Genomic DNA, 18,227 nt, shown 5'->3' on the forward strand with positions numbered 1-18,227 from the left:
AGGCCTCCATATTTATTTCCTCTTTTCGGTGTCTTTAGCCAGATAAATATCATGACGCCTCAAAGCTGCAACTGCGACAACTTCTTAACAGTCTGCTCAGACGTAGCCACGAATTGTTTTTCCCAAAACCTCAAACCCGTTTCTCCGCTGTTTTTACACATTAATCAACAAAGGCCGTTTTTCAGATAACAAGAGAAGAGGAAATGAGGGATTCCATCACTATAGTAAATCTACCTTACTCAGCCTGCGTATCACCTGAGCTACACCAAGCTGCCGAGGCTCTGGACGAGAGGCTGGGTATCGACAGCAAATTTGCCTACAGGTTTGATTTAGCGGTTCGTCTGAAGGACGCGGTTGATTACTCTTTGATGTGGACGGGTGACTTAAACAAAGAGAGAAAAGAGCTATCAACACTTTTAGGCCAGGTGATAGATCACTATCAAGCACAGGATGTGAGCCTCACGCCCTCTTATCACAAAAACCCTCTTGCTGGAGTAATGACCCAATATCCTGTACCGGCCTACTTCTTGATGCCCTCCCCTCCACAATATCACCGCGAACAAATGTGGATAAATGCACTGCTGCTGTGTGCAGTGCTACTTAACAATCATAACAATTTGAAAGGGGTGGCAAGAGATTTACGGGTAGCTCTGTCAAAGGAACACCAGAGTTATAAACGTCTGGCTTATTTAGAAAATAAAAAGGACGAAAGGGAGTTACTAAGCGACATAAACAACAAACTCAACACAACAGAATTAGATACAGCGAAATTTCAATTTTTGGGTGCATTGAAAGATTTGCTAGAGGCGACCCGGGAAGTCACCCGCTCGACTGAAATCACACTTCCGGCTGGCGGTTCGATGGCCAGTGAGGACGAATTGCTCTCTGGCGAATCACCTGTCGCTAATCATGAATCCACTGAGTGGCCTGCATCTGCAACTCAAACAGAACAAAATATAGCCCATACCAAAAATTCTGTCTTCGAGTTACCACCCACCTTACCGACAAAAACGCGGCGATGGGTCAACCGTCATGCGACACTCTCGTCTAACTTCAAGACCCGATTAACACAGCAAGAGAAGCAGGCTTTTATCTCATATTTTACCTCGTGCTTGTCAGGCTCAGACCTGGCCAGCAGAGTTGTCGCGGGCATTTCCCTGCTGATGTATTGCTCTGGGCAAAAATTTTCCCGGGTTTTAAAACTGCAATTTGGTGCCAACGCTGACATCACACCAACGGGACGACTGAGAAGAAAATTAGAACTCCCTGAAAACGCTTATCAACCCACTGAGACCGAGGGCTGGTTGCCACTCGCACAAACACATTGCTTTGACTTGCCGCCCGATCTGGCCTGCTGGCTGGTAAACGTTTACCAGGAAGGTAAGTCCCTCCATGAATCACTGCCTTTTTCTCTAGAAGATCTTGAAAAAGTTAAGAAGCGACTTTTCAAAAAGGTCAGGAAGCAGACCGGTTTTTCAAGAATTCGGCAAGGTTTAATACCAGCAGCACTGCCCATTGAACTGAAACTACTTACCGGAACTGAGAGCATGGTTTTTCTTATTGCAGGAAAAGAGAAGCACCTGGCACCGCCAATTAGTTATTACCTTGCCCATTCACCATCTGCATTATCAACAACTTATTGTCTGGCACTTCAACGCTTGGAGTACTCCTCTGCAGGTTCAGTATGCCCGTTGTCAACTGAAGTCGGTGACACGGATGAAAAACCTTCGGCCGGCTGTTATTACCCCACTGCTGACGCGCTTTTTTCATTGCAAAGCAATGCGACTGAGGCCATAAAAAGCGCAAAAGCGAGCGGCGATATCATAGAACTCCACAACGCCTACACGTTTTACACGCTGATGCTACTTTTTATTACCACCGGTCACCGAGCGGTACTGGATCCTTTCGCATCACGCTTTCATTTTTCTTCGTCCGGACAGTTTGTCGTATTGTCAGATAAAGTGGTAACACCAGGGTGGGAATGGCGTGTTGCCAGCCTGTGTGAGACAGCTGTAAAACAAATTGAATTTTATGATAAATACCTGTCTGTTCTCCCCTCAAAGCTTTTTGACAGCGGGCACCAAAAGCTGGGTATTGGCTTAAAGAACTCATTAGCTCATGAGGATAAGATTGCCTATTTTTTTACGCTCAGTCACGGTGCTACCGGAGGCATCCAATCAATCACCGAATCGTGGTTTAAAGAAAGGCTCCGCGCTCTAGGCTCTTACCCGGCCAATATTCACAGAAAAATATTGGCTACGGAGCTTTTTAGACGTGATGTATCAGGTGAACTCATAAAAATCCAGTTAGGTCACAACTACAGTAACCATCACTCGTTTGGTATTAACTCCCCGCTCAGTATTTTGCAATTTACCCAGTTATTGTCACCACATTTAGAGGCGTTACTTCATCGGTACAACTGGCAGGCCACACCTAGTCCAATTAGAGAGACAACGCAAATACCCGACGGCCTGAGTAACCACCGTTTACCAATCAGGGCATTAGGGCCCGAAATGAGGGAAAGTACGAGAAAAGCTCAAAAGCGCGACACCTTTAATACCCTACAGAATGCTGTACAAGCGCTTTTTGGCGTACGCCACTTTAACACCCTGAGTACTGCCCAACTCAAATCCTTATCTAAATCGCTGAAGAAGCGGTCAGGCAGTGATGTGGTTTCTTTACAATGCGAAAGCCGCCTCGCGCGTTACATCAGAGCAAGAAAGAAACGAAATGGGACAGGTAAAAGCAATTCCGGTGGTTTCTATACTACCGAGAAATGCCCAATTGCTGAGAGAATTGCCAAGGATTATGAAATAGGAATCAATACCAAAGCAGGCTTTGCGCGCTACTTAACTCATTCTGAGCAGTCTGCTAAACCAGATAAACCGCGTAGGATAGCGGAAGTGGTTTTCTCAGCAGCACTAAATGGGGGACTTGCAGTCCCTGAGCACTTAAAAGCGCTAGCGGCAAAACTGTCATCACCACCCATCAACTGTGTCACTGATACGCATATTAATTTTGCACTTTCAAATGGCGCTCAGTACCGATGGCAGATTGATAGCGTTACTCGCATGTTACTCTCGGGGTACAGTCGGCTCAATGGGCGTGAAAAATTTAGTGAGAAAAAAATCGAATCGGCGCTTTGCTCTTTGCTGAACACAATGAATATTGACACCAGCTCACCGTATAGTGAACTGAGCTATTTATCCACTTCAATATTGCGCGTTGCCGCTGCAGGTAGCCTCTTCAGTCATGCTACGGGCGAACTACAAACCACCCCACTTCCCGCATTAACACTTAAGCGAATTGGAAAAGGCGAGGCTTTACCAGACGCCGACCCTCATTATGTGCGAGAGGATAATTCGAGATTGCTATTTCCCCGGACTTTATCGTTGCTGCCGTCTAATAAAACAAAGACGACAAGCCAGTTTAAGAAACTTTTCATAAAGCATAAGAAAGCGGTATCTCTGCTGCCTTTTGGGGAAAACAAAAATGTCGACACGAAACGAAAGACCCATTTGGCAGAATTAGTCCGAAACAGCTTGCAGGCCTCGTCCTGGGATACGGTGAGCTGTTTGTGCGGTGCGTTTCTTCTCCATATCGTGGAATACGGAACCAAGAAAACAGAGACTCCCGCGTACAGTACGGTGTGCGATTACACGGAAAGCTTAATCAACGCATTTATTAAACTGTCCACGCCTCAGAATTTACTGGCCGAAGATGAAGAATTCTGGCAAAACACGTATATCGAAGCACTCCGGACATCAAAGCGAAAAGATCTCACCAAACTTATCAATGTTTTCAGCCAATTCCATAGTTTGCTTGTCCAATATTTCGATGTCGTGCAGATTGACTTTAGTCCTATTTATGCCGAGCTTGGTATTCGCAAGTATGCTTCCCTGGTAGACGCAAATTACGTCACAGAGTCTGAATATTCAGCCCTCCTCAAACATATTTATCTCGAGCCTTCGTTGTCAACGATTGAACGGGATATCACGATGATGGTGGCTTTATTGGGTTACCGGTTCGGTCTGCGGTTTAACGAAGCATTCGGACTGACTTATTCCGATGTGGTTATTTTATCTGACAGACTGTATGTCAATATGCGAAACAATATCTATCGGAATGGAAAAACAAAAAACGCTCCGCGCTTTTTATCCTTCGGAGACATCAATGAAATAGAAAATAGCCTGTTACTGCGATTAGAAAAAGTACAGTACCTCGCTAAAAGAGAAGACCACTTAGCTTCAATTGCTCACACAACGCTGGGCGCTGGCCGAGAAAGGCTGGCGCCACAAATCATAAGATCGACCATTCACTACTTTTTGAAAAACCTGACGGGAGATTATCAATTACACTTTCACCATTTTCGTCACACCAAGGCCACCAATGCGGTACAACACTTTTTCCATACCGAAACCGCAAAATGGGTGACATCAGGCAGTGAACAAATTAATGGCCACTTTTATGGGCTCTTTGGGATAGCAAGAAGCATGGGGCATGCATTACCTGAGACGACATTCACTCATTATTGCCATTGCTTCGACTCATTGCTTCACATGTCACTTGAGGCAGTCGCCCTAACGTTATCCGATAAGGCTGCGGCATATTGCAAGCAAGTTGCTTACGGCAGTGTAAGAAGGCAGCGACTCAGACAAAAAAAAGCATTGGTGACAAGCAAAGGCACTCGAGAAAGGAATACACGTTCTTTTACAAAAGTACCACCGGAATTAACGATTCAGCTTGTCGGCCAGAGTAATAAAGTAAACACCCTTTCACTTCAGGATATTGACTCGATCCTTAGAATAGGCTCTTTTACATCACAGGATCCATCACAGCCTTTATATACCGGGCACGCAGTGGAGACAGCCATCTATGAACTTGCCGCAGATCTGGAAAATGAAACAGGCTTTACACGCTATAAACTTGGTGAAGCGAATAGCGGAGGAGGACTTTTTCCGGTAGAGGAATGTCGACGGCTAAACAAAGCGCTGCCTGACATTGATACCGGTGACTTTTATCACACCGATATGCTGCAATGCCTGTCACTCTGGGGAAAGTCGTATTCACCCAGATATGAAGGCAACGCTATATCTACCCTTCGACAGTTTGAGCAACTCATAAGCCTTTTTGAACGCATTGTTGGCGAATGCAAAACGTATGTTTACTTCCCGGATAACAAGACCTTGTCATCATGGGCTGGACATATTCCCGCTGGACATCATTTGGAAGTCAGGGAAACGATTGTAGAGACAGAAAAGCTAAAAGCGCACCGAAAAACAAAAATAGTAATAAAAATCAAAATGCTGGAGAAACGAAGACTGTGCCACAGAGTACTCTTCTTAGTTTTTTTGCACCAACAGTCCCAGAACCGTCGTTTTTTAACACACTAGCTGTAGAGAGCGACGTCAGGAAAACTCGTCCGATTAATGTCGCGCCTTTCAACTTTTGATAAAAACTGGAAGAGGTGCTTTATGGCTATTTTCTGTGAAATTTTCGAGTCATACACATCTACTATTGTCGATCATATAACGTGGATAAGGCATGCTGCTGATGAAACTAGCCAATATGAAGAGGTTTTAAAAGCGGCGAAAAACTACGTAAAACGCCAACTGGATGAGCACGGGGTGCAAACGGAGTTGTCAGTAATGCCTGGCGTAGACAGGAAAGGAGACCATGTCAGCACATTTCTCTTTTGTCCTCCTCTGGGCAATGCGTCACACGAATTGATAGCCCACCGTGCGGCAGCATCCCTGGCCGCGTTTTTACAACGTTTATCTTCAGAGTTTCAGGCAGGAAAAGACAAGCGAATACGTATCATTGAGCAAGATCTGTTAGAAACGTCAGATGATGCTGATAACCATTTTATTACGACTAACTCAAGAGCGGAGTACGCACTTGCCAAAACACTATTAGCCTCTTTGCAAAAGCTACCTGAACCACTTGTGATGAAATTGCCCAACTGTCAAATAGAGTTTTTTCCTTTACCCGTTGAAAAAGCTGTCCAAAAAAATGAAGTGATGACGGTTGTTGCATATATAAGCGTACCCTGTTGGTTACTTGGTTGCGTCAACATTTTTGTCCCCGCTCACGGTTCGTTCCGGCAAAAAAAAGAAAGGCAGGTTAAGTTTGATCTAAGCATAACAGAGACGCTCGATAGCATTGGAAATAAACGGTGCTCTGCTGTCATAGTGGTTGAAGTAACTATCACATTGAAATGCAATAGACGTACGATCAAATACAAGAACATAAAAGATGTGAAGAGCATTAATAAAGATGACTCGTACCAGCAACGGTTTGATTTCTAGTCCTTTACGGCGGGATTAATTGGTATCTGAACAAGCATAGCGCTCATATGACATGGGGTACTGATTATTCCTACAAGGAACCTGATGGCATCTACACCTTACAGGCGACTTCACAGGATTAGGCCCGATACCTGTTTTATCTCCTGACGGCAACGTTAAAACCGTCACCAAGTCTTATGATAAAAATAATACATTTTGATATCAAATTGTATAGCTTTACACAATGAACTATAGTTATAGACAGAGTCAATCAAACCGGAGAGCAAAATGAGTGCGCAAGCCGCCAGTGACCGAGGTGCAGTGGTGATGAAAGCCTTCAAAAATGCTACTAAAGCGTTGGGCATGAGCCATGAAAAAGCAGCAAAGGTGCTGGGCAAAAGCCGCTTAACGCTGGAACGCAAACCCGGCTTTGCTGAAGATGCGAAGGAATATGAACTTCAGGTGTTGTTTATCCGTGCCTACCGGTCACTGTATGCCTTAATGGGTGGCGACGAAAACGCCATGCTGCACTGGTTCACCACACGCAACAAACACCTTAACGGCGTACCCGCGGAACTTGTCATGCGCGTAACCGGCCTCGTAAGCATCAATGAATACCTGGATGCCATGAGAGCAAAAGTATGACTCCAGAGGCGTGTCTGGCAAAAGCGGGAGGATTTTGCTCTTATGACAATGATGTGTTTCGTATCGTCGAAACCCAGGAGCGTGCGGCAACGCTGACGTTGGTGGACGACCTCAATGAGCAAAGCCTGCTGGAAGACATCATTGACGGCTATAAGCCGCCAAACCGTGACGGTTACGATAGCTACCACTACCTCATTGCAACGCCCTTTCGATACCCACCGCTAAAAGAAGGCTCACGCTTTGGCACCCGGGCAGAACACAGTTTTTATTATGCCAGTGAAGACGTTGAAACCTGTTTGGCCGAAGCGGCGTACTACCGGTTCGTGTTATTTGACGGGATGGAAACGCCCTATCAGGACAAGGTAGTCAGTGAACACCAGTATTTCAGTGTACGTGCTCAAACCACCAATGCCGTGGACCTGGCCAGGATCACTGACAAGGACATGCAGTCCATACTGACTAGCAAACTAGACTATAACGCCACCCAGAAAGTAGGTGCATGGCTACGAAATCAGGGAGCGGAGCTCATTCGCTTTCAGTCTGCCAGGACGAAACAGGGGGTGAACGTGGCGATTGATAATATCGACGTCATTGTCTCCCCTGCTCCGGAAAATATGACCAACGTCCTTTGTGAGACTCATGCAGTGGAGGGAACAGTGCGATTCTCGATCCCTCAACGCTTTCCCATACTGTTCCGGATAGAGGACTTCCTTGTGAATGGGGCCCTACCCTCGCCCGCGTAGCACTAATGTGCGCCTGAACACGATCATAATCAGACTAAGTAGTAATAGTACTAACGGGGATGGCTCGGGAATATTGACATCATCTCCAGGTACTGGAGTTTCTGTGCGGGAAAGCGGCGAGGACTCAAAATTTAGAACTGTCCAATTAAAGAGAAAGTAGACAGGACCACGATAACCAACTTTACACTAAGGCCTCCTGTGTCCAACGTATCACTTGGTTGCGGCCTTTTTCTTTTGCCTTGTAGAGTGCTTGGTCGGCTTGCTTCAAGGCTTCCTTCCAACTGATTGCGGAACCAGAGATGGTTGCAAATCCAACACTCACACTGATATTACTCATTTCATCGCTATTTACTTGAAATGTTCTCGTGAAAACGTTGTTTCGAACGCGTTCGGCAAGATCTGAGGCTTCTTCCTTCTGTTTGAGCGTTGCAAGCAGGAGGAATTCTTCGCCTCCCAAACGAAAAAGGGCATCGCTGTCACGTGTTTCTTCTTTAATTGCCTCACTGACCTTCTTAATTACAGCGTCGCCTACATCATGTCCGTAGTTGTCATTAATCTTTTTAAAATGGTCAATATCAATCGCGATGAAGGCAACATGCTCATTGTTTCGTGCTGCCTGATTGATGGTTTTCTCAGCTAGGGTATCGAGTGTTTTCCTGTTGAGCATTCCCGTGAGGTGGTCTGTAATCGCATTTAACCTGAGCTGCATTTCCTTTTTTAACGCGATTAGAAACGCAAAACTGACTGTGATAAGAAAATAAAAAGTTATGGCAAGCACAAGGTACATGGAAAGAAGCGCCGCGTTATCATGAAGTGAAAGCGTGATATTACCTGATGCCAAGACAGCCACTCGTAGCGCATAAAGGAAAGCGTAGATGCCGAAAATACCCATAATCGTTATATAGGCTGCTTTTAATTCACTACTACGATGCCGCCATAGCAAAATAATGGAAGCAAGATTGAGCAGAATGACGACCGGCGACGACAGAATAATACGTAGTGCAGGTGACTCTAGAGCTCCTGGGTAAAAATGAACTGCAAAAAATAGGGCCGTCGCTGCGAAACATACCCGATAGGCAGGTTTCCCAGTGGTCACTCTGCTCACTCCGCTAAACAGTAATGCGTGACCCATGGCAAATAACAGATTCACGACCAATAGAGTGGGGAGTGTGGGTAACGTAACAAAATGATAAAGCAGTGAAATAAGGTTGTTCAGGAAAAACGCAGCCGCTGCGCCAATCCAATCTACGAGACAATCTTCTTTCCTGCTGACCAGATAGGTGCCAATCATCGTTAGTAACATGACCAATGTTACCACTGTAGTCATGACTAGTTGCGTATTGTGGTCCACAGCCTTAACTCCTTTTAACGGCGTAACTACAAAAATATAATCAGATTGATTGTTAAGTAAAAATGAATATTTTGCAATTAATCACGTTCATCAAAGTGAACATGAAAAAGTCCTTTAACGAGCCTTTCATATTCTTTGGATAGGCTATAAAATTCTGGGGGTTATCATGCGATCAGCATGCTCCTATCGGCATATCAGCCGCTGAGATCAATACTTCTCGACTTTGATAATTCAGACTTGAAGCTCGTTAAGTACTCTGCTTCTTCTAAGGCTGCCTGTCGGATGATGACTCAACCTGCACAGTTCAGACATGAGCTACTACATATGACGAATCTAGAGTACACAAGATTGAAGCGTCTGTTCGATAAGAGTTGCGAATCTGCTATTTGCTTTCAAAAGCAGATAGACGTCCTTTGAGTTCTGCATTTTCAATCAGCAATTTGGCGTTCTGCTCCGCCAGAGACTTGGCTTCTGACTGGGCGAGTTCAAGTTCATCCTCCAGATTTGTGATTGACCGGTCAGCATCAATCTCTGCCTGCCTGAGTGTGTCCATTTGCGCCGCGTGTGATTTTTCCAATGCCTTTATTCTTTTTTCAAAGAGCTGCTGACTGTGCATATAGGCTTCTATGGTCATTTGCTCTAGTGCAGTTGTGACTCGTGTAATTAATTGTCCCGCATTCTGCGCATAGTCCTCAGGCAACGCTTCAAAATCAATGTCGAAAACTTGCTTATCATGAAGCGATTCAGACTTCCGCCGTTGGAAAGACTCCCAGATTTCCTTTATGCGCAATAATCCTCCCCGATAACCAAGGTGTGCCCTGATTGCCCCGGGATTTGCCATTTTTCCTGCCGACTCGAGCTCCTGACCCGCTTGGATGATTTCTTTTTCTGAAACTTCGGGATGACGCGCCATAGTGTCGTCCTATATGTTTAATTTCTTTAATTTAATTAATTTCATAACCACGGTTATGAATCATCTTAGCTGGTCAGTCTGTATGGACGATGTAAAGCACCGTCAGCACTGCGCTTGTCAGCATATTGAAGTGCCCTCGCGACGGCTGTTTGAGGTTTGAAACCAAACCTTGCATTCGGTGAGTAACATGTCCAGGCATGCCGAAGTTGATTAGCGAAATAAGGCGATTGTTCACTGAGTCGTTTGAGTTGAACTGCACATATTTCCAGTGTCAGTTGCCCATGATCCACAAGCTTTCCAATCTGCGTTCTTTGTATATCAGGCGACAATGTTTGAGTTTTCCCGATATCGTGAAGTAAACCTGCAACGATGGCGACTTGTTTGTCTATAGTCCCAAAGAAACACTCATTAGCAAGGATCTTGGCAGTCTCAACAGAATGAGCAAGCAGGCCGCCGGGATAATTATGATGATAGTTAATGCTCGCCGGACACTGTATAAACTTGTGACACACTTCCGGTTGCAGCAAAACGCTTGTCAGAAACTCTCTAAGGTAGCAGTCCGTAATTTGCTCGTACAAATCAACCAGGTCTGCCAGTGAGGATGGGCTTTGGCAAAGATCTAAGGGGATCGCGGATAAATGATTTCCTATAGCGCTCCCGTACTCACACCTTTCCAAATATTTACACCAAAAGCAGTAAACATTACCGTTTTGGAGTAATGTGACTTCGACAAACGCGGGATATGACGGGGTAACGGCAGCTTCCAAATATCGCGCGTAATCGCAATACACCTGAATCACTGCTGACGCATCTGACAACGTCAATGTTGTGAATTTTCTCTTTTTGGCATCGTATCCGTGTCGCACGCGAGTTATCACATATTTACCGATGAACCGGTTCAGTTCATTGACCCGGGTCAGCATAGGTTGTTTTGAAATATCATCTTTATGATTCATCATCGCCTCCCTTAGGTCACTTCTCATTAGGTTTATTAAGAATACGAAGAAACAAGCTATCCGCTTCGCGCCCGTCCTGACGAGTCAGATTGGGAACATAACGACTGTACACACGAAATAGCATTTCAGTATTGGCATGCCCCAACTGATAAGCAATCCAGGTGGGGTTTTCCCCAGATGCGAGCCATAACGTGGCTGCAGTATGACGAGTCTGATACGGGTTGCGTTTCTCAAACCCAAGTTTTCTTAACAATGGATACCAAACCCGTTTTGTGACCAAATTGTGATCTAATGGATTTCCATTCTGATTCACAAAGACAAACGTATTTTGCCCGGTTCTTTCCTGCATAGACTTTAACGCCTGATATACCGGCTCACTCATCTGCACGTCGCGCTGGCTAAAGTCGTTCTTGGTATACTCTTCTCTGCCACCGACGATGGTTTCGCGAATGTAGATTAGACGTTTCTCAAAGTCGACATAACGCCATTTGAGCCCATCAATTTCGCCGGTCCGCATTCCGGTAAAGAAGCGAACTGTATAGTAATCACGAAAGTCTTCTCGCAAAGTCTCAAGCAACGTGACTATTTCGTCAGGTGTAAAAGGGTTGATATCAGTCCGCTTAACTTTTAGCGGCTTTATTCCTTTATAAGGTGTCTGGAACTCATACCTATCTGCTCCCTCATTCAAGATTGCGCGTAACAATTTCATATACCGGTTGATATATGAGGGAGATAAACACGTGCCATCAGGCTTTTGCTGTTTACATAATTCAGCACGAAATTGCAGAATTTGTGGCTTAGATATTTCATCTAATGAAAGTTCTCCAAAGTAGGGAATAAGACGGGATGACAACAGCAGCTCCACCGTCTTTTTGTAACTCTCTCGCCACTGTACGGAAAGCTCGTCAAACCAAAGCTGTGCAAACTCAGCGAACGTAGGAACAACCGCTACGCTATTATTGGCCGCATCGAGTTTCTGAAACTTCGCTAACTTGTTACTGTTCGGAAACGTTGCAGCGTAATCAAACTGGCCAAGTAATATTTCTGCCTCTACCTTATCAACCAGTGTCTGCAGTCGCTTTCTGTTACCCGGTGTATCTCGTAACTCTGTTTGCTCCCTGCAGCGAATATTTCGATACCGAAAATCAATATATAATTTCCCTGTCTCCTTTCTGACATTGATGCTAGCCATGAGACAAACCTCCGTTAGTCATTGGAATACCCATGGCATCCTGAGAAAACTTTTTCATATCCCGTTGGATCGCTTCCCAGTCATACAGTATTTTCCGGCCTCCGAAAGGACGGATGTAGTGAACTCCCTCAATCAAAACAGAGTCTTTAAGTCGCTCCCTAATGGTACGACAGTCGTATTTGATGAGCTTCGATAGCTCCGCGGTGGTTAGATAGTGAGAAATGACTTGCATGGCTATTACCTCATTTTGTGATAGATTAAAAAGCAAATATTCATTTCAGAATTCAATTTGTCATTCTAAATGACATTATGCATCACAAAATGCATTTGTCAATGGCTTTTTGCCATCCTGAATGACATTAAGTCATTTACGAGGTTAAACGGTGTGATTAGGTGTCATTTAGCTCGCTTGATGGGCGAAAAAAAGATGAAGATAATGGATGTGGCCAGAGAAACCGGCTTAAACCGGAATACAGTCACCCTTCTTTACAAAGAGACAGCTCAACGCATCGACCTTGATGCTATCGACAAACTGTGTGAGTTATTTGATTGTGAAGTGGGCGAGTTACTGGAGAAAGTATCGGATGCAAAATAAAGTCGCTGAGGTAATTGCAGAAATTAGGCTTCTTGTCGGATACCTTGGAGAAAAGGCACAGCACAACTGGTGGGGAAGTAATTTTTTGGGCGCTTCTAGCGGTGCATTCTTACAACATACTTTTCCAAGGACTACCCTACTGTCGCAATATCACGGTGTCGCTGAGGCCGCATTGTTAGTGCATGATGAGTATGTTGGAGTCGGGCATAACTATCATCTTTACAGGCTTCCCGTTTCAATTGAACGAGACGTTGCAAATGCCGTGCAACAAATGACAGCCGAACACCAAGCCATTGCTAATCTGAAGTCCATAGAAGATGCGCAGCAACGATTATCGGAATTGGCTATTGAAGCTATCGCACAAGATGGCCCCACCAACATAGGATTGTTTGAAGATAAGAATTTGGAGCATCTACTGCTAACTAGTGCGGGTTTATATCTAAGTGCATTCAAACAAGGTATCAAATGCCTCCCATTCATGAGGGGACAAAATGCCGAAGCCTAACTCAGAAAAGCTTTACACCACACAGTTAGGGGCTGGGCTCGGTTTAGTTGAGGAGACCAAGCTTTTACTCTCTTTATATGATGAGGGCATGACGAGTACTGAATTGTATAATAAATCGCTGAATTCAGGCCTTTTTCCGATGATTTCAGCAAGAAGGTTACGTAACATCATTAGCGAATGTTTTGTACCTCGTTATATCAAGTCCGGCGTGGCAACAAATCTTAAAAGGCTGGCTTCAAAGGCCACCTCTGCTGAATTTGTTCAATTTTTACTTATTCACACTGCACTAGCAAATCAAGTTTTATTCGATTTCATTACAGATATTTTCTGGGGCAAGTATTCCGGCGGCCACGATATAATTACTAATGATGACGCAAGGGAGTTCGTCTTGAATGCTGTCCGAGAAGGAAAAACACAAAAACCATGGGCCGACTCAATGATCAAACGAGTGTCTTCGTACCTTCTTGGTTGCTGCGCCGATTATGGTCTTTTGTCCTCTGGCCGAGTGTCTAAACGCACAATTCAACCCGTTAGATTGCAGCAGTCAACGGCACTTTATCTCTCTTATTGGCTTCATTTTTCTGGATTAGGCGATAACGCAGTAATAAATCATAAATGCTGGAAACTATTAGGCCTGGAACCTTTAGATGTAAGAGAGGAGCTGAAGAAGCTGGCTAAGAATGGATGGTTGATTGTTCAATCTGCGGGGGATGTCACCCGTATAAGTTGGCAGTTAAAGACGATGGAGGATGTAATCGATGTCATCATTGAAGGCTGATTTCAATGAACTGATGGAACGCGTTCGCGCAGGGCGAGAATTTGCCCACGCCAGCTTTGAACCTATTTTCTATTTGGTTTTTAGACCTGAGCAAATTTTGGAAGTAAAGCGCCAAATGCCAGCGTGGGAGGCTAAGCTCAAGAATGACGGTTGGACTGTTCATCGTTTTTCTATCGCTCAGGCAATCCAAGAGGTTTTTGATGAGATGCCACCGTTCATAAAAAAAACGTGGGAAAAGCAGGATTCAGCAGCGCCGCTTCAATGGCAAAAAACCAATAATTCGTTGGCTGAAGCTCTTACCAAAAAAGGCGCATTGCAAAACAAGCTCGAGACCGTGCTTGCAGAGCTTGAGGATAAACCAAGCAATATACTTTTGGTGACCGATATAGAGGCGCTTCACCCCTATCTCAGGATCGGCTCGATAGAAAGTCAATTACAAGGCAAGTTCCACGTTCCAACCGTATTTTTTTACCCTGGGGTACGAACTGGAAAAACCCGATTGAAGTTTCTTGGGTTTTATCCGGAAGATGGGAACTATCGTTCAGTACACGTTGGCGGTTAATTCAATAGCAAAAGATTCAGGAAGTAGAAATGGAAATCAAGTCACTATTCGACAATAACAAAGACATCTATCGTAATATTGAGAAAGTCATCACCTATGGCGTTTCTCAAGAAGCTAGACTCAAGGCAGAAATTTCAGAATACGTTGTTACTGAGAGTATTGAAGAGCAATTCGAAAAATTACTTTCAAAAATGCAAGCGGCAATGGCGGCCGGCGGAGAAAATGAGGTCGGCGTCTGGGTGTCGGGCTTCTATGGCTCTGGTAAAAGCTCATTTACTAAATATCTTGGTCTTGCATTTGATGACAATATCAAAATCGACGGCACCCCATTCATTCAGCACCTTCAAGACAGATTAAAAAAATCAACAACAAAAGCCTTGTTATCGTCGGTTGCCAAGCAATTCCCTGCTGCTGTACTGATGTTAGACCTTGCCAGCGAGCAAGTAGCTGGAGCAACGATGGAAGAAGTGTCTACCGTGCTCTATTACAAGGTGCTGCAATGGGCAGGATATTCACGAAACCTTAAAGTGGCTGCGTTTGAACGCAGAGTAAAGAAAGATGATCGTCACAGTGAATTCTTAAAACTGTTTAGTGATTACACAGAAGGCCTAGATTGGGGCGATTATCGTAACGACGAGTTAGTTGTCGACAGTGTCATTCCCGAATTGGCTCACCAGATGTATCCGGCTCTATTTAAAACACCAACATCGTTCACAACGGAAACCAGTGAGGTTATTCGTTTTGAAAACGATCGCGTTGAAGAAATGATAGAAATCGCACGTGAGGCGTCAGGTAAAGAACATATCATCTTCATCATAGACGAAGTGGGTCAGTATGTAGGCTCTCGCCAAAACCTGATTCTGAACTTGGACGGCCTAGCTAAAAACCTGAAAAACATTGGCGATGGAAAAGTTTGGGTGATCGGTACAGCGCAACAAACGTTGACTGAGGATGACCCAAAAGCGTCATTAAACTCACCAGAGTTATACAAGCTGAAAGACCGCTTCCCAATTCAAATCGATCTCGAAGCCAATGACATCAAAGAAATATGCTATAGCAGACTCTTGGGCAAATCCCCCTCCGGCGAAGCTGAACTGGGCTCTCTTTTTGATAAGCATGGCCAAGCGCTTCGCAATCACACCAAGCTGGTTGACGCTCGCGCGTATGGTGCAGATTTTGACAAGCAGACCTTCGTTAATCTATACCCGTTCTTACCCGCACACTTTGATATTTTGCTGCACCTTCTTGGCGCACTCGCCAAATCAACAGGCGGTATCGGCCTGCGCTCTGCGATAAAAGTGATTCAAGATGTGCTAGTCGAAGGCGTTGATGACTCTACACCAATAGCAAATCAGCCAGTAGGTTGGCTTGCCAACACCGTTACTTTGTTCGATGCATTGAAGAAAGATATCGAAAAGGGCTATCTCTCTCTTTACCAGTCAGTGAGTAAAGTGAAGATTCGCTTTCCTGACTCGGTATTACATCAAAATATTGCAAAGACCGTATGTGTGCTGCAGATTTTGGGTAACTTACCTATCTCGCTGCAAAACATCACCAGCTTAATGCATGCCGGCATTAGCGATGTGTCCAATGCCGATGCAGTCAAGCAGGCTGTTGATGAACTGATTAACGATGCAATCGTCCCCTTCGGTGAACAGGAAGGCAATCTGTGCTTCTTCAGCGAAAAGCTCAATGATATAGAGCAAGAGAGAGCCAGCATTCCCTTGCGTAGTGCTGAATTACGCAGGATTCAGAGTGAAGCCCTTAAAGAATCCTACTCCCCTCTTCCATCAACACACCTACACGGGACACTATCTGTGCAAACGGGGCTTAAGGCTCAATATGCTGGAGGTATTCCTGCATCAATTGCCGGAGAACGTAATACCGTTCAGACCATCGTAGAGCTTGTTGATGTAAAAGACTACGACGCGGCTAAGGCGCGCTTAACTGATGAGAGTCGACACAAAACAACGCAGTACACAATTTTCGCACTCGGGCGCACTTCTCCAGAAATGGATGAGCTCGTCGGAGATATATACCGCTGCAAGGAAATTGCAAACAAGTACCGCAATGAACCAGACCAAGAGGTTAAAGAATATTGTGCCAGCCAAAGCGATATCGCCAATCGCAAGATGGCCGAGCTAGAAGGCTTGCTGCGCCGCAGCTTGACTCAAGGATCTTTTATTTTCAGGGGTGAAGTAACGGCCATCGAAAGTCTCGACCTCAAGCTACTGGAAGCCGCAAAAAAACACCTGAGTCAGGTAGCTGAACAAGTTTTTGACCGTTATAACGAAGCACCGGTTAGAGCTAACACTAACCTAGCCGAGAAGTTTCTCAGTGCCAACAGTTTGGCAGGCATCACCAGTGAAATTGACCCGCTGGGCTTGGTGCAACGCAATGGTGGTAGGCCGTCCATCAATACCGAGCATAAAGCTATTACGAGTATCAGCGACATTATCGAGCGCCAAGGTACCATTGAGGGCAAGCGCTTAAGCGAAATATTTACTGATGCTCCTTACGGCTGGTCACAGGATACATTGCGTTATTTATTAGCTGCAATGCTATATGCCGGAGAGATCAAACTTAAGGTTGCTGGCCGCGAAGTGACTGTAATCGGTCAACAAGCAATAGAAGCTCTTAAAACCAATAATTCATTTAAGTCAGTCGGTGTAGAGCTTAGGATCGAAAAACCCAGTATGGAAGCTCTGGATAGGGCTGCACAAAGACTGACTGAGCTTTCCGGTGAAGTTGTCATCCAATTAGAAGATGAAATCAGTAAGGCTACCATTAAGTTATTTCCTCAGTTACAACACCAATACGGGCCTTTAGCAGAAAAGCTGCGTCGACTGGGTTTACCAGGCACAGAACGTGTAGATACCCTTAGTGGTGAAATCAAAGATGTACTTTTTATTGACGCCTCCGATGCGCCTGCGAGACTAGGTGGTGAGGAATCTGAGCTCTTCGATAATTTGAAGTGGGCTGCTGAACTCAAGCGCAGTCTGGAGCAAGGGCTAGAAGAAACGATCACTGAGCTTCAAGAATACCGTAACGCATTGGATGCCCTGCCAACCAGTGGTACGCCAGGAGTCTTAAAGACTGAGTTGGCTGACACGTTAAGCGAATTGAGTGACCGCTTAAGCCAAAGTGACTTTTTTAAATATCACACCGACTTTGCAAGTCAACTTACGCATATTAAGAGCCGCGTGCGCGATACGGTTATTACCCTGCAGAACGAACAAAGTCAGCGTATTAAAGATGCCGAGCAGGACCTGGCGCGTATTGCAGAGTGGAAAGAACTCACTCAGCAAGAACAAAACAATATACAAAGTGATTTAGAAAATCTGGCAGTAACCGCGACAGAAGATCTCGTTGGCTTGCGTACCTTAGTCAATCAGGAATACAGCATCCAGTCGCAGTTGCAACACTTAAAGGGACGTATCCAAGATATTGGACAGCAGCGTCTGCAGGATAAGCTTAGAGAAGAGCAGGAAGAAGCAAGAAAAGCTGGCCAGCAGAAAATCACCCGCAGCCTTCAGCCCAAAAAGCGCATTACTAGCATGACAGAGCTTAACCAGCTTATTACCCAGCTAGAGCAACTGCGTGGAGAATTAAAATTCGCCCATGAATTCGAACTCGAAATCAATGTAAATGACACTGACGAATAAACAAAACTAGCCTGGAAAACCGGGGCAATGGGCGT

At 45.0% G+C, this 18,227-nt stretch carries 15 protein-coding genes; 9 read left to right on the forward strand and 6 right to left on the reverse strand.

Annotation, left to right across the window (positions count from 1 at the left end):
• Positions 1 to 203: 203 nt before the first annotated feature.
• The 4 genes from AB1N33_RS07685 to AB1N33_RS07700 all read left to right on the forward strand — a co-directional run bounded on the left by AB1N33_RS07685 (position 204) and on the right by AB1N33_RS07700 (position 7,675).
• Positions 204 to 5,393, forward strand: a complete 5,190-nt coding sequence (locus AB1N33_RS07685) for a site-specific integrase (RefSeq protein ID WP_411270964.1) — start codon at positions 204 to 206, stop codon at positions 5,391 to 5,393.
• Positions 5,394 to 5,474: 81 nt separating this feature from the next.
• Entirely contained in the window at positions 5,475 to 6,308 is an 834-nt protein-coding gene (locus tag AB1N33_RS07690; protein ID WP_411270965.1) for a hypothetical protein, read from the forward strand.
• 267 nt (positions 6,309 to 6,575) lie between these two features.
• Entirely contained in the window at positions 6,576 to 6,932 is a 357-nt protein-coding gene (locus AB1N33_RS07695; protein ID WP_411270966.1) for an MbcA/ParS/Xre antitoxin family protein, read from the forward strand.
• A complete protein-coding gene (locus AB1N33_RS07700) occupies positions 6,929 to 7,675 on the forward strand; it encodes an RES family NAD+ phosphorylase (protein ID WP_411270967.1) in 747 nt (248 codons plus the stop codon). The genes AB1N33_RS07695 and AB1N33_RS07700 overlap by 4 nt, the downstream gene beginning before the upstream one ends.
• On the opposite strand, the gene AB1N33_RS07705 is transcribed toward AB1N33_RS07700, so the two are convergent.
• The 6 genes from AB1N33_RS07705 to AB1N33_RS07730 form a co-directional block, all read right to left on the reverse strand.
• Positions 7,658 to 7,747: a PEP-CTERM sorting domain-containing protein gene (locus AB1N33_RS07705; RefSeq protein WP_411271017.1), complete on the reverse strand. Its 90-nt coding sequence runs from the start codon at positions 7,745 to 7,747 to the stop codon at positions 7,658 to 7,660. The two genes, AB1N33_RS07700 and AB1N33_RS07705, sit on opposite strands and share 18 nt — an antisense overlap.
• Before the next feature lie 109 nt (positions 7,748 to 7,856).
• Entirely contained in the window at positions 7,857 to 9,026 is a 1,170-nt protein-coding gene (locus tag AB1N33_RS07710; protein WP_411270968.1) for a GGDEF domain-containing protein, read from the reverse strand.
• 382 nt (positions 9,027 to 9,408) lie between these two features.
• Positions 9,409 to 9,939 carry a DNA-binding protein gene (locus tag AB1N33_RS07715; RefSeq protein WP_411270969.1) on the reverse strand — a complete coding sequence of 177 codons (531 nt, stop codon included), beginning with the start codon at positions 9,937 to 9,939 and terminating at the stop codon, positions 9,409 to 9,411.
• Between the two features lie 65 nt (positions 9,940 to 10,004).
• On the reverse strand, positions 10,005 to 10,898 hold the full coding sequence (locus AB1N33_RS07720; protein WP_411270970.1) for an HDIG domain-containing metalloprotein: 894 nt from the start codon (positions 10,896 to 10,898) through the stop codon (positions 10,005 to 10,007).
• Between the two features lie 13 nt (positions 10,899 to 10,911).
• Positions 10,912 to 12,087, reverse strand: coding sequence for an Arm DNA-binding domain-containing protein (locus AB1N33_RS07725; RefSeq protein WP_411270971.1), 1,176 nt, complete (start codon positions 12,085 to 12,087; stop codon positions 10,912 to 10,914).
• Positions 12,080 to 12,319, reverse strand: coding sequence for a hypothetical protein (locus tag AB1N33_RS07730; protein ID WP_411270972.1), 240 nt, complete (start codon positions 12,317 to 12,319; stop codon positions 12,080 to 12,082). The genes AB1N33_RS07725 and AB1N33_RS07730 overlap by 8 nt, the downstream gene beginning before the upstream one ends.
• Positions 12,320 to 12,496: 177 nt before the next feature.
• Here AB1N33_RS07730 and AB1N33_RS07735 point away from each other — a divergent pair, with 177 nt between their 5' ends.
• Genes AB1N33_RS07735 through brxC form a run of 5 tightly spaced genes read left to right on the forward strand, consistent with a single transcriptional unit; the run spans position 12,497 to position 18,192 of the window.
• The gene (locus AB1N33_RS07735) at positions 12,497 to 12,682 is read left to right on the forward strand and encodes a helix-turn-helix domain-containing protein (protein ID WP_443983618.1); all 186 of its coding nucleotides are present in this window, start codon (positions 12,497 to 12,499) and stop codon (positions 12,680 to 12,682) included.
• Positions 12,672 to 13,187, forward strand: a complete 516-nt coding sequence (locus AB1N33_RS07740; protein WP_411270974.1) for a BrxE family protein — start codon at positions 12,672 to 12,674, stop codon at positions 13,185 to 13,187. Before AB1N33_RS07735 ends, AB1N33_RS07740 begins: the two co-directional genes overlap by 11 nt.
• Complete coding sequence (locus tag AB1N33_RS07745) at positions 13,174 to 13,965, forward strand: DUF1819 family protein (RefSeq protein WP_411270975.1); 792 nt, start codon at positions 13,174 to 13,176, stop codon at positions 13,963 to 13,965. Before AB1N33_RS07740 ends, AB1N33_RS07745 begins: the two co-directional genes overlap by 14 nt.
• Complete coding sequence (locus AB1N33_RS07750; protein WP_411270976.1) at positions 13,946 to 14,527, forward strand: BREX protein BrxB domain-containing protein; 582 nt, start codon at positions 13,946 to 13,948, stop codon at positions 14,525 to 14,527. The genes AB1N33_RS07745 and AB1N33_RS07750 overlap by 20 nt, the downstream gene beginning before the upstream one ends.
• A 29-nt stretch (positions 14,528 to 14,556) precedes the next feature.
• Positions 14,557 to 18,192 (forward strand): BREX system P-loop protein BrxC, encoded by a 3,636-nt coding sequence (brxC, locus tag AB1N33_RS07755; protein WP_411270977.1) that lies wholly within the window; start codon positions 14,557 to 14,559, stop codon positions 18,190 to 18,192.
• Positions 18,193 to 18,227 lie beyond the last annotated feature (35 nt).

Origin of the sequence: Alteromonas nitratireducens, from assembly GCF_040812025.1 — a bacterium.
In the GTDB taxonomy this organism is placed as follows: Bacteria; Pseudomonadota; Gammaproteobacteria; order Enterobacterales; family Alteromonadaceae; genus Alteromonas; species Alteromonas nitratireducens.

Bases quoted from the DNA above. Each gene is read 5' to 3' on its own strand.
- AB1N33_RS07685 (WP_411270964.1), top strand. From the start codon at position 204: ATGAGGGATTCCATCACTATAGTAAATCTACCTTACTCAGCCTGCGTA.
- AB1N33_RS07690 (WP_411270965.1), top strand. From the start codon at position 5,475: ATGGCTATTTTCTGTGAAATTTTCGAGTCATACACATCTACTATTGTC.
- AB1N33_RS07695 (WP_411270966.1), top strand. From the start codon at position 6,576: ATGAGTGCGCAAGCCGCCAGTGACCGAGGTGCAGTGGTGATGAAAGCC.
- AB1N33_RS07700 (WP_411270967.1), top strand. From the start codon at position 6,929: ATGACTCCAGAGGCGTGTCTGGCAAAAGCGGGAGGATTTTGCTCTTAT.
- AB1N33_RS07715 (WP_411270969.1), bottom strand. From the start codon at position 9,939: ATGGCGCGTCATCCCGAAGTTTCAGAAAAAGAAATCATCCAAGCGGGT.
- AB1N33_RS07720 (WP_411270970.1), bottom strand. From the start codon at position 10,898: ATGATGAATCATAAAGATGATATTTCAAAACAACCTATGCTGACCCGG.
- AB1N33_RS07725 (WP_411270971.1), bottom strand. From the start codon at position 12,087: ATGGCTAGCATCAATGTCAGAAAGGAGACAGGGAAATTATATATTGAT.
- AB1N33_RS07730 (WP_411270972.1), bottom strand. From the start codon at position 12,319: ATGCAAGTCATTTCTCACTATCTAACCACCGCGGAGCTATCGAAGCTC.
- AB1N33_RS07740 (WP_411270974.1), top strand. From the start codon at position 12,672: ATGCAAAATAAAGTCGCTGAGGTAATTGCAGAAATTAGGCTTCTTGTC.
- AB1N33_RS07745 (WP_411270975.1), top strand. From the start codon at position 13,174: ATGCCGAAGCCTAACTCAGAAAAGCTTTACACCACACAGTTAGGGGCT.
- AB1N33_RS07750 (WP_411270976.1), top strand. From the start codon at position 13,946: ATGTCATCATTGAAGGCTGATTTCAATGAACTGATGGAACGCGTTCGC.
- brxC (WP_411270977.1), top strand. From the start codon at position 14,557: ATGGAAATCAAGTCACTATTCGACAATAACAAAGACATCTATCGTAAT.